The organism is Cryobacterium arcticum, from assembly GCF_001679725.1.
Taxonomy (GTDB): Bacteria; Actinomycetota; Actinomycetes; order Actinomycetales; family Microbacteriaceae; genus Cryobacterium; species Cryobacterium arcticum_A.
The window spans coordinates 434367-446384 of record NZ_CP016282.1 but is presented as its reverse complement, the minus strand read 5'-3'; the positions used below and the strand labels follow the sequence as shown (position 1 = coordinate 446384).

The following is a 12018-nucleotide window of genomic DNA, read 5'->3' as shown; positions in this document are numbered from 1 at the left end:
GCCGACCTGCGGACGTCAGCCGCGTCCCCGCGCACCTCACCCCGGTCTCGACAAGCTCGACCACCGAGACGGGAACGACACACACGCATCCGCCGGAACACGACCTACGAAACGCGACCCCAACGCCGGTCGAGCCTGTCGAGACCCCGCGAGCCGACCTGCGGACGTCAGCCGCGTCCCCGCGCACCTCACCCGGTCTCGACAAGCTCGACCACCGAGACGGGAACGACACACACGCATCCGCCGGAACACAACCTACGAAACGCGACCCCAACGCCGGTCGAGCCTGTCGAGACCCCGCGAGCCGACCTACGCACGTCAGCCGCATCCCCGCGCACCTCACCCGGCCTCGACAAGCTCGACCACCGAGACGGGAACGACACACACGCATCCGCCGGAACACGACCTACGAAACGCGACCCCAACGCCGGTCGAGCCTGTCGAGACCCCGCGAGCCGACATACGGACGTCAGCCGCGTCCCCGCGCACGTCACCGGGTCTCGACAAGCTCGACCACCGTGGCGGGGTCAGCGGCGGCCGGCGCGGCCGCGCACGAAGCCGGCGGGGTCGTCGAGCAGGCCGGCGAACGCCAGCTCGGCCGCGCCCACCATCATCAGGCGCGAGCCCAGGCTGGCGCGTTCGATGGCCACGGTGTGGCCGATGCTGCTCATCGAGCGCACGATCATGGCCGCGGTGAGCTGCTCGCGGCCCACCGAGAGCAGGGAGCCGAGGAACCCGCCGAGCACGACCATCTCGGGGTCGAACATGTTCACGAAGTTGGAGATGGCCTCGGAGAGCAGCTCGATCTGCCGGCGCACCTCGGCCAGCACGGCCGGGTCTCGGGAGACGCCGAGGGCGATGTCGAGGTCGTCCTGGTCGGCGCGGGGCAGCCCCAGCACCGCGAGCAGCCGGCCCATGCTCACCTCGGTCTCCAGGCAGCCGATGCGGCCGCAGTGGCAGCGCACCCCCTGGCTGTTCACCAGGGTGTGGCCGAGCTCCCCCGCGTAGCCGCTCGTGCCGCGCAGCGGCGAGCCGCCGATGATGAGGCCGCCGCCGATACCGCTGGCGCTGCCGTTGAGGTAGACGAGGTCATTGATGCCGCGGGCCGCGCCGAACATGCTTTCGGCGATGGCGCCGAGGCTCGCGTCGTTGCCGGCGAAGACCGGGTAGTCCAGCACCCGGGCCAGGTCGCGGGCCAGGTTGGCGTCGCGCCAGCCCAGGTGCGGGGCGATCAGCACCCGGCCGTCGGCCGAGTTCACCAGCGCGGGCACCGCCACGCCCACCCCCGCGATGCTGTAGCTCTGGTCGATCTCGCCGCGCATGCCGTCCACGATCGCCTTGACCGCGTTGATGGCCTCGGCCACGGTGGGCACCCGGGTGGTGTCGAACCGGATGCGCCGGATCACCTCGCCGCCGAGCCCCACCAGACCCACCGTGATGGCGTCGATGTCGGGGTTGACCGCGATCGCGGCCAGCCCCGGGTTCGGCACCACCTGCGGGCTCGGCCGGCCCACCCGGCCCACCACGCTCTCCGGCTCGACCTCGAACGCCATGCCCAGCTCCACGAGCTCGGCCACGAGGGCCGCGATCGTGGAGCGGTTCAGGCCCGTGCGCTTGGTCAGCTCGGCCCGGGAGCATCCGCCGGCGTGGTGCAACATCGTCATCACCATCGACAGGTTGTACCGCCGAAGCTGGTCGTTGCTGGTGCCACCCCGAGAGCCGAGGGTGGGTGGCGCGTAGGTCACGGGTGGGTCACTGTCCTCTCGGGTGGAAGCCTGCCGGGTGGCTGCGTCGACAGGCACTCCCGACGGGTTCAGTTCTATCGTCCCCCAGCGCGCCGCTTGTTGAAGATATCAAACGCCACGGCCAGCAGCAGCACCAGCCCCTTGATCGTCATCTGCCAGGCGGCGTCGACCGAGAGGATGGACAGTCCCATGTTGAGCACACCCATCACCAGGCCACCGACCACGGCCCCGACCACGGTGCCCACGCCGCCCTGCACTGCCGCGCCACCGATGAAGACGGCCGCGATGGCGTCGAGCTCGTAGTTCTGTCCGGCCGAGGCGACGGCGCCGCCGGCCCGGGCGGTCGAGACCACGCCGGCCAGGCCCGCGAGCACGCCCATGTTGACGAAGATGTAGAAGTTGACCCACTTGGTCTTCACACCGCTCATCACGGCGGCGAAGAGGTTGCCACCCATGGCGTATACGTGACGGCCGAACACCGTGCGGTTGAGCACGAAGTTGTAGATCAGGATGAGCGCGGCCAGCACGATCAGGATGATCGGGGTGCCGCTGTAGTCGCTGAGCAGCCAGGCGAACCAGATGATCGCCACGGCGGCGATGCCGTTCTTGGTCCACATCGATGCGGCGGGTTCGCGCGGCAGGTCGAGCCGGGCCAGGGTGGCCCGGGTGCGCAGCTGGAAGACGATCAGGGCCACGGCGGTGAGGATGCCCAGCGCCAGGGTGAGCACGTCGCGCCCGCCCAGTTCGCCCAGGTACGACGGCAGCCAGCCGGCGCCGATCGCGGTGAACTCCGGCGGCAGGCCGCTGATGGTGCCACCGGTGAGCAGCACGAGGGTGAGCCCGCGGAAGATGAGCATGCCGGCCAGGGTGACGATGAACGCCGGGATGCCCACGAAGGCCACCCAGTAGCCCTGCCAGGCGCCGACCAGGGCGCCGACCAGCAGCGACACGATGACCGCGGCCCACCAGGGCAGGCCCCAGTTGTTCATGCTGATCGCGGCGACGGCGCCGACCATGGCCACGACCGAGCCGACCGAGAGGTCGATGTGCCCGGCGATGATCACGATGACCATGCCGATCGCGAGGATCAGCACGTAGGCGTTCTGCTGGATGAGGTTGTTCACGTTGCCGGGCAACAGCAGGCGCCCGTCGGTGAGGATCTGGAACAGGATGACGATCACGGCCAGGGCCGCGACGATGCCGTACTGGCGAAGGTTGATCGAGAGCTTGGGCATCCGTCGCTTCACGGGTGGTTCTGTGGGCGCCTTGCTGCTCGCTGGCGTGGTGGTGGTCATCGCGCTCAGTCCTTTCCTGCGGTCATGTAGTGCATGAGGGTTTCCTGCGAGGCGTCGGCCTTGGCGACCTCGCCGGTGAGTTTTCCTTCCGAGATCGCGTAGATGCGATCGCAGATGCCGATCAGCTCGGGCAGCTCGGAGGAGATCACGATGACCGCCTTACCCTGCGCCGCGAGTTCGTTGATGATGCCGTAGATCTCGTACTTGGCGCCCACGTCGATGCCGCGGGTGGGCTCGTCGAGGATCAGCACGTCGGGGCCGGAGAAGATCCACTTCGACAGCACTACCTTCTGCTGGTTTCCGCCGGAGAGCTTGCCGGTGATGGATCCGACCGACGGGGCCTTGATGTTCATTTTCCGGCGGTACGAGTCGGCGACCTTGTACTCGCGGTGCCGGTCGATCACGCCGTACTTGGCGAGCTTGGCCAGGGCCGCAGCCGACACGTTCACGGTGATGTCGCCGATGAGGTTGAGGCCGTAGCGCTTGCGGTCTTCGGTGGCGTACGCGAAGCCGTGCTCGATGGCCTCCCCCACCGTGCGCATGTGGATCTCCGTGCCGTCCTTGAAGACCGTGCCGGAGATGTTGGTGCCGTAGGAGTGGCCGAACAGGCTCATCGCCAGTTCGGTGCGCCCGGCACCCATGAGGCCGGCGAAGCCGACGATCTCGCCGGCGTTGACGGTGAAGGATGCGCCGTCGACGACCTTGCGGGCCACGTCGACCGGGTGGTGCACGGTCCAGTTCTCCACCCGCAGCACCTCGGCGCCGATGGCGGGTTCCCGCGGCGGGAACAGGTTGTTGAGGTCGCGGCCGACCATGGCGCGGATGATGTGCGCCTCGGTCGCATCCGGGCCGTCCATCGGGATGGTCTCGATGGTCTTGCCGTCCCGGATCACCGTGACGGTGTCGGCGATGCGTTTGATCTCCTTGAGCTTGTGGGAAATGATGATGCACGTGATGCCCTGCGTGCGCAGGTGATCGATCAGGCCCAGCAGATGCGTGGAGTCTTCGTCGTTCAGAGCAGCGGTGGGCTCATCGAGGATGAGCAGCTTGACCCGCTTGGAGAGCGCCTTGGCGATCTCCACGAGTTGTTGCTTGCCCACGCCGAGCTCGAGGATCTTGGTGGCCGGGTTCTCGTCCAGGCCCACCCGGGCCAGCAGCAGGGCGGCCTCGCGGTTGGTCTTGTTCCAGTCGATCACCCCGCGGGTGGCGTTCTCGTTGCCGAGGAAGATGTTCTCGGCGATGGACAGGTACGGGCTCAGCGCCAGCTCCTGGTGGATGATGACGATGCCGTCGTGCTCGCTGTCGTTGATCGACTTGTAGGCCACCTCGTGGTCCTCGAACTCGATGGTCCCGTCGAAGCTCCCGACCGGGTACACCCCGCTGAGCACCTTCATCAGCGTGGACTTGCCCGCGCCGTTTTCCCCGCAGATGCCGTGCACCTGCCCCCTCGTGACCTCGAGGGACACGCCGTCGAGGGCCTTCACCCCGTTGAAGTCCTTCACGATGTTGTTCATCCTGAGGATGATCGAATGCTCCACTACCGTCTCCTGGTTTGCTGATGGACCGGGCACCCGGTTTCCCGGGTGCCCGTCGAATGGGCCGGCCCGCTCAGCGAGCGAGCCGGCCCGGTTCGGCTCGTTAGAGTCCGACGTCCGATGCCTTGATGAAACCGGAGTCGATGAGCTTGGACTGCACGTCGTCCTTGACGACGACCTCGGGGTCGAGCAGGTACGACGGCACCACGTGGTCGCCGTTGTCGTAGGTCTCGGTGTCGTTGACGGTGACGTCATCGCCGGCCACGATCTCCTGGATCATGTCGAAGACCTGCTTGCCGAGCGTGCGGGTGTCCTTCCACACGGTCATGGACTGCTCGCCGTCGAGGATCGCCTTGACGTTGGCCTTGTCGGCGTCCTGTCCGGTGATGACCGGGTAGTCGGCGCCCGGTGCGTATCCGGCGGACTTCAGCGATGCCTCGATGCCGATGGCCAGGCTGTCGTTCGGGGAGAGCACCACGTCGACCTTGTCGCCGCCGGTGTAGAAGGACGACAGACGGTTGTCCATCTCGGACTGTGCCTTGTCGCTGGCCCAGCCCTGGATGCCGATCGAGGCCCAGTCATCGTCGGAGGCGGGCGACTGGCCGCTCGGAACCACGAGCACGCCACTCTCGACGTAGGGCAACAGAACATCCCACGCGCCGGAGAAGAAGAACTTGGCGTTGTTGTCGTCGGGGCTGCCGGCGAACGGTTCGAGGTTGATCGGCCCGGTCGCGTTGGCGAGGTCGAGTTCCTTCTCGATGAACTCGCCCTGAAGCTGGCCCACCTTGTAGTTGTCGAAGGTCGCGTAGTAGTCGACATCCGGCGTGCCGTTGATCAGGCGGTCGTAGGCGATGACGGTGGCGTCCTGCTTCTTGGCCTCGGCGAGCACCGGTGCGAGCACCTTGCCGTCGACGGCGGCCACGACGAGGATCTTCGATCCGCCGGCGACCTGGTTCTGGATCTGGCTGATCTGCTGGTCGGTCTTGTTGTCTGCATACTGCAGGTCGACCGTGCAGCCGGCGTCTTCGAGCAGCTTCTTCAGCTGGTCGCCGTCGTTGATCCAGCGCTCGAGTGAACGGGTGGGCATGGAGATACCCACGTTGCAGTCGGCACCGGCGGCAGCGCCACCGTCGGAGCTTCCCGACGTGGATCCGCTGCTGGAACAGGACGCGAGCGTCAGCGCGAAGACGCCGGCCGCCGCGAGGGCGAGAATTTTCTTGGTTTTGGACATTGTTGGAGCTTTCCTCTCTGAGAGCTGCCAGTCACCACAGGCACCGGTGGACCGGGACCTGCCAGAGGAGGAAATCTTGTCCCGCGCTCCCCCGGCATTGGGAGAAACGCGCGTCAGGGTTACCTCCTTGTAACGGGACATCGCTGTGATTGACCCACCGCTAAAGCGGCCTTTGTTGACGGACAGAACTTATCTCAGGCCATCGCCGTTTCACAAGGGGCAAATCTGAAATGCCCACCTTTGGGGGGTTCACAACACTGCTTCCGTGGCCTCCCGGTCTATTTGTGGAGGGAATCGTCGAAACCGTTCGACGGCGCGAGGGCCATTCCTGAGGCACACTCGGCGTCTGGGCGAATAAGTTGTGGCCGGGCATTTTCCAACGATGCAGAGCAGCGTCTGTACGAATGCCCTCGTCGTGTGTAATATGTTGGTAATTGCAACAAATCGCCAATGAAGCTGAATCGGAGCACCGAACATGTCCCTCACCCCCACCCCCGCCGACAAGTTCTCTTTCGGCCTGTGGACCATCGGCTACAACGGGGCTGACCCGTTCGGCGGGCCGACCCGGCCGCAGCTCGACACCGTCGAGGCCGTCACCCGACTGGCCGAGCTGGGCGCTTATGGCCTCACCTTCCACGACGACGACCTCTTCGCCTTCGGCTCCACGGATGCCGCCCGCCAGAAGGAGATCGACCGCCTCAAGCAGGTGCTCGCCGACACCGGCGTGATCGTTCCGATGATCACCACCAACCTCTTCAGCGCTCCCGTCTTCAAGGACGGCGGCTTCACCTCGAACGACCGCTCCGTGCGCCGGTTCGCCCTCCGCAAGGTGCTGCGCAACCTCGACCTCGCCGCCGAGCTCGGCGCCAAGACCTTCGTCATGTGGGGCGGCCGCGAGGGCGCCGAGTACGACGCGGCCAAGGACATCCGTTCGGCCCTCGACCGTTACCGCGAGGCCGTCAACCTGCTCGGCGACTACGTCACCGACAAGGGCTACGACATCCGCTTCGCCATCGAGCCCAAGCCCAACGAACCCCGCGGCGACATCCTGCTGCCCACCGTCGGTCACGCCATGGCGTTCATCACCACCCTCGAGCGCCCCGAACTCGTCGGCGTCAACCCCGAGGTCGGCCACGAGCAGATGGCCGGGCTGAACTTCACCGCCGGCATCGCCCAGGCGCTCTACCAGGGCAAGCTGTTCCACATCGACCTCAACGGCCAGCGCGGCATCAAGTACGACCAGGACCTGGTCTTCGGCCACGGCGACCTGCAGAACGCGTTCTCCCTCGTCGACCTGCTCGAAAACGGCGGCCCGAACGGTGGACCGTCCTACGACGGCCCGCGCCACTTCGACTACAAGCCGAGCCGCACCGAGGACATCACGGGCGTCTGGGACTCCGCCGCCGCGAACATGCGTACGTACCTGCTGCTCAAGGAGCGCGCCGCGGCCTTCCGCGCCGACCCCGAGGTGCAGGAGCAGCTCGCTGCCTCGCGCGTTCCGGAGCTGTCGGTGCCGACCCTGTCCGAGGGCGAGAGCTACGACGACTTCCTGGCCGACACCTCGGCCTACGAGGACTTCGCCCCGGAGGAGTACTTCGGCGGCAAGGGCTTCGGCTTCGTCCGCCTGCAGCAGCTGGCCCTCGAGCACCTGCTCGGCGCCCGCTAACCGCATCCGCTAGTTCACTCGCACCATCGCCCCGGCCAGGGAAACCTGGCCGGGGTTCTGCGTGTGCGGCGCCGGTGGGTGGGCTCGGTGCCCGTGGGCGGGCTCGCCGGCCGCCGCATCCGACGGATGCCGCATCCCCTAGGCTCGGGCACCGCGCCTCTCCGCGGGTGTTCCGGATGCCGTATCCCCGACGCGCGGGCTCCGCGCCGGAACGCGGGTGGCACGCCACGGGCGCAGCGGCGCCTGACCCGCGCCAAGAGTCTTACCGGTCACAATGCGGACGCCAGGGCGGGCAAGACGCCGCTTCGCGGGAGAAGCGCCGCTTCGCGGGAGAAGCGCCACTTCGCGGGCAAGCTGCCGCTCCGCGGGCGATCCGGATGCCCCGTCCCCGACGCGCGGGCTCCGCGCCGGAACGCGGGCGGCACGCCACGGGCGCAGCGGCGCCTGACCCGCGCGAGGGCGGAGGGCAGCTACGCGGCGGGGCGCGCGCCGTCGTCGAGCGCGGACGTCACCGCCGTGAGCAGCACCACAATCCGCTTGGCCTCGCGCAGCGACATCCCGGACACCAGCAGGCTGAGCACGGACTGGCTGTCATCCAGGGTGTGGCTCACGGCACTCGTGGCCGCGGGGCTGAGGTGCAGCAGCTTGCCCCGCCCGTCCCGCGGATTGGCCGTGCGGGTGAGATAGCCCAGCTTCACCAGGTGCGACAGGATGACCGACGTGGCACCACTCGTCACACCCAGACTGTGCGCCACGTCCAGGGCGCGCACGTCCCGGCCGAGAATCGCCAGGCGGGAGATGAACTGCAGGGCGCCGAGCTCATTGGCGCCGATGTTGAGCCGCTCACGCAGTCGGGACTGGTGCAGCGCCTCGGCGTTCTGCAGCAGGTAGAACGCGTCGATGACACCGTTGGGCACGGGAGCCGACGGGATATCACCGGATTCGACGGCGGAAGCAGAGCCGCTCATGAGGACCTTTCGAGTGGGTCCGCGAGCATCCGACATAAACGATGAACATCCGCAGGGTATTCATAGAAGCACACCGGGGCCGCCCGCGTCGCGTGTTGGACGCAACTCGTCTCACGGCACTCCAGCACGGGAGCGGATGCGGGTGCCGCCGCGAGACGACGGCACCCGGTGCGCTACTGGTTGTTCGTGCGTGCGTGGCGGCGACGCAGGCCCACGAATGTCACCAAGGCGATGCCGGCCAGAACGACCAGTGCGCCGACCACGAGAACCGGGGTGGCATTGGTGCCGGTCTCGGCCAGCATGCCCTGGCCGGCACCACGGCCGCCCCCGCCGGGGGCGGCACTGTTGGTGGGCGTGGGCACCAGCGGCGCGGGCTGAGTGCTGGTGGGTGTCGGCGTGGCAGTCGGAGTAGGAGTAGGAGTCGCCGTGGGCGTGGCTGTCGGAGTCGGAGTCGGAGTCGGCGTCGGCGTGACCACGGCGGCCGGCGTGGTCGTCACGGTGTAGTCGGCCGTCGCATCCGGGGCCGTGCCGTTGCCGGCCGAGACGGTGAAGGTCGTCGAACCCGGCGTCGTGGGGGTGCCGGAGATGGTGCCGGAGGTTTCGTCCAGCGTGAGGCCGGCCGGCAGCGTGCCGGCGGTCACGGTGAAGGTGGGCGTCGGGGTGCCCGTCGCGGTGACGGTGTGTGAGTAGGGCGTGCCTTCCGTCGCGTCCGCCGGTGCGCCCGAGGTGATGGTGGGTGCGGTCGTACCGACCGGCGTGCCCGGCGCGGCGCAGCCCATGGGAGCGGTGATGGTGTTGGTGTCGAGGGTGACCGCGGCGGACCGGGCGAGCAACCGGCCCACGATGGTGGCGCTCGTGGTGGCGGTGATGGACTGCTGCGCCAGGATGGTGCCCTGGAAGGCCGCGCCGGTGCCGATCGACGCGGAGCTGCCGACCTGCCAGAACACGTTGCAGGCGCTCGCGCCGCCGGTGATGATGATCTGCGTCGCCGACCCGATGGTGAGGGTCGAGGCTGCCTGGAAGACCCAGACGGAGTTCGCGGCGCCCGCGAGGGTGAGGGAGCCGTTGTTCGACAAAGCCAGTGCGCCGCCGGTGTAGACGCCGGGGGTCAGGGAGAGGCCGGTCAGCTCGCTGATGCCCGTGGTCGTGGGCGTGAGCGCGGCGGCGACGTTGTAGGCCGTGGTCGTGTCGCGTTGGGCCTGGAGGGCCGCGGCATCGGTGGCGTGCACGGTGCCGTTGACGATGCCGTTGGGCGCGGCGCCGAACCCGGTGATCGCGGTGCCGGGCGAGATGCCGAGGTCACCGTTGACGACCGTCGGGCCGGTGTTGGTGACGGCACTGGCGGCGAGGACGCCGTAGCTTGCCGCGGTGCCCAGGTTGATCGGGCCGTCGGTGGTGACGGCCGCGGACGCTGACGAAGCGGCGCCGAAGACGAGGGCTGCGGTGAGGCCGAGGCCGCTCACCGTTCGTACCAGGGAGCGTCGAGGGGACGTTGTGGCCATTGCGGTGCCTGACTGCGAGGGAGAGCCACTCGCTGGGACGTCGATGACCCCCCGTGTTCCCCGTTACGCAAAGCTACCCCAGAACGGGCGGGAAAAGAAGAAAGTAGCTCATAAATTAAACGACAATCGGCCAGCGGGCCCTCACACCATGCGGGAGCGGTACCGCTGGAGTCCCGGGCGCAGCGTCTGCGGACCAGCCAATGCGGCAGCCGGGGGCGCCGTCGGGCCGGCCCCGCCGCACCGGAAATCCGCGGCGAAACGGCGACCGGAAGGTTTGAACATCCGCCCCCGACCGAATATGTTTAGACCCAGAACATTTTATTGTGAATCACCCCGGGCACCGGCGGCGAAGACGCCGCCCAGCCCGTGGGTGGTGGCATAACTCCTGCAATTTTCTCCTCCCGCGCCGCCCACCCCCGCAAAACCGGGGCAGGCATCCGGCCCCGACAGGAATTGCAGGAGTTGTGCTCACCCACCGCTGCTTTTTCTAGTTTGGAGTTCATCATGCTGGTTGCCGGAGTCGACTCGTCGACACAGAGTTGCAAGGTGGTCGTTCGGGACGCCGAGACGGGAGCGCTCGTGCGCACCGGCAAGGCCAGCCACCCGGCCGGCACCGAGGTCGACCCGGCCGCCTGGTGGGATGCGTTGCTCCTGGCGATCCGTGAGGCGGGCGGCCTTGGCGATGTGTCCGCCGTCTCGGTGGCCGCGCAGCAGCACGGCATGGTCGTCCTCGACGAGGACGGCCGGGTCATCCGCCCCGCCCTGCTCTGGAACGACACCCGCAGCGCCCAGGCCGCGACCGACCTGATCAACGAGGTCGGCGCCGCCGAATACGCCCGTCGCACCGGCGTGGTGCCGGTGGCCTCCTTTACCGTCACCAAGCTGCGCTGGCTGCGCGACGCCGAACCGGCCAACGCCGCCCGGGTCGCCGCGGTGGCCCTCCCCCACGACTGGCTCAGCTGGCGCCTGCGCGGCTACGGCCCCGCCGGCGAAACCGAGCTGGGCCCGGTGCTGACCGAACTCAGCACCGACCGGTCGGATGCCAGTGGCACCGGCTATTACTCGGCCGCGCTCGGCGCATACGACCGTGAGCTGCTCGCCCTGGGGCTCGGCCACGACGCCGCGCTCCCCCGGGTGCTCGGCCCGGGCGACACCGCCGGCACCACGGCGGCGCTGCCCGGGGTTCCCGCCGGGCTCGTCGTGGGCGTGGGCGCCGGCGACAACGCCGGTGCGGCCCTCGGCCTCGGCGCCGCGGCCGGCGACGTCATCGTCTCCATCGGCACCAGCGGCACGGTGTTCGCCGTGACCGAGCAGCCCAGCGAGGATGCCTCGGGCACCGTGGCCGGGTTCGCCGATGCCAGCGGGCTGCACCTGCCGCTGATCGCCACCCTCAACGCCGCGCGCATCCTGGACTCGATCGCGGGCCTGCTCGGTGTGGACCACACCGAGCTCGGCAAGCTGGCGCTGGAGGCACAGCCGGGCGCCGACGGTCTCGTACTCCAGCCGTACTTCGAGGGTGAACGCACCCCCAACCTGCCGGATGCCACCGCCTCGCTGTTCGGGATGACCCTCGGTTCGACCACCCGGCCCAACCTCGCCCGCGCCGCGATCGAGGGGCTGCTCTGCGGCCTGGCCGACGGCCTGGACGCGGTGCGCGCCCAGGGCGTCACGGTCGAGCGGATCCTGCTGATCGGCGGGGCCGCACAGAATGAGGCCGTGCAGCTCATCGCCGCGCAGGTGTTCGAGGTGCCCGTGGCCGTGCCCACGCCGGGCGAATACGTGGCCGACGGCGGAGCGACGCAGGCCGCCTGGTCGCTCACGGGCACCCGCCCGACCTGGTCGGTGGCCATCGCCTCGCAGCCCACGCCGGACTTCCACCCGGTGATCCGCGCCCAGTACGCCGCGCACCGCGCCTGACCCGGGCCGGGCGCGGTCGGTGCGCGTGCCCGGGTCGCGGCTCGCGGCACGCGGCACGCGGCACGCGGCACGCGGCACGCGGCACGCGAAAGTGCTCGCAGCGTGTGAAAGTGCTCACGGCGTGCGATATGTCGCGCACTAACGCACGCTACGAGCGTT

At 68.7% G+C, this 12018-nt stretch carries 8 protein-coding genes; 2 read left to right on the top strand and 6 right to left on the bottom strand.

All coding sequences use genetic code 11. The features are described 5' to 3' along the window. Window positions 1-527 precede the first annotated feature (527 nt). The 4 genes from PA27867_RS02050 to chvE all read right to left on the bottom strand — a co-directional run bounded on the left by PA27867_RS02050 (window position 528) and on the right by chvE (window position 5806). The gene (locus tag PA27867_RS02050) at window positions 528-1745 is read right to left on the bottom strand and encodes an ROK family protein (protein ID WP_236900800.1); all 1218 of its coding nucleotides are present in this window, start codon (window positions 1743-1745) and stop codon (window positions 528-530) included. 74 nt (window positions 1746-1819) lie between these two features. Then, window positions 1820-3040, bottom strand: coding sequence for a multiple monosaccharide ABC transporter permease (mmsB, locus tag PA27867_RS02045; protein WP_066592521.1), 1221 nt, complete (start codon window positions 3038-3040; stop codon window positions 1820-1822). 5 nt (window positions 3041-3045) lie between these two features. Continuing rightward, complete coding sequence (gene mmsA, locus PA27867_RS02040; RefSeq protein WP_066598822.1) at window positions 3046-4554, bottom strand: multiple monosaccharide ABC transporter ATP-binding protein; 1509 nt, start codon at window positions 4552-4554, stop codon at window positions 3046-3048. Window positions 4555-4678: 124 nt separating this feature from the next. Continuing rightward, window positions 4679-5806 carry a multiple monosaccharide ABC transporter substrate-binding protein gene (chvE, locus tag PA27867_RS02035; protein ID WP_066592517.1) on the bottom strand — a complete coding sequence of 376 codons (1128 nt, stop codon included), beginning with the start codon at window positions 5804-5806 and terminating at the stop codon, window positions 4679-4681. A gap of 475 nt (window positions 5807-6281) precedes the next feature. Here chvE and xylA point away from each other — a divergent pair, with 475 nt between their 5' ends. Further along, window positions 6282-7472, top strand: a complete 1191-nt coding sequence (xylA, locus tag PA27867_RS02030; RefSeq protein ID WP_066592498.1) for a xylose isomerase — start codon at window positions 6282-6284, stop codon at window positions 7470-7472. A gap of 470 nt (window positions 7473-7942) precedes the next feature. Here the strand turns inward: xylA and PA27867_RS02025 are convergent, their stop codons facing one another. Beyond that, window positions 7943-8440, bottom strand: a complete 498-nt coding sequence (locus PA27867_RS02025) for a MarR family winged helix-turn-helix transcriptional regulator (protein WP_066592496.1) — start codon at window positions 8438-8440, stop codon at window positions 7943-7945. A gap of 173 nt (window positions 8441-8613) precedes the next feature. Continuing rightward, on the bottom strand, window positions 8614-9942 hold the full coding sequence (locus PA27867_RS02020; RefSeq protein WP_066592494.1) for an ice-binding family protein: 1329 nt from the start codon (window positions 9940-9942) through the stop codon (window positions 8614-8616). Between the two features lie 504 nt (window positions 9943-10446). Between PA27867_RS02020 and xylB the strand changes: the two genes are divergently transcribed. Continuing rightward, window positions 10447-11859 (top strand): xylulokinase, encoded by a 1413-nt coding sequence (xylB, locus tag PA27867_RS02015; RefSeq protein ID WP_066598821.1) that lies wholly within the window; start codon window positions 10447-10449, stop codon window positions 11857-11859. Window positions 11860-12018 lie beyond the last annotated feature (159 nt).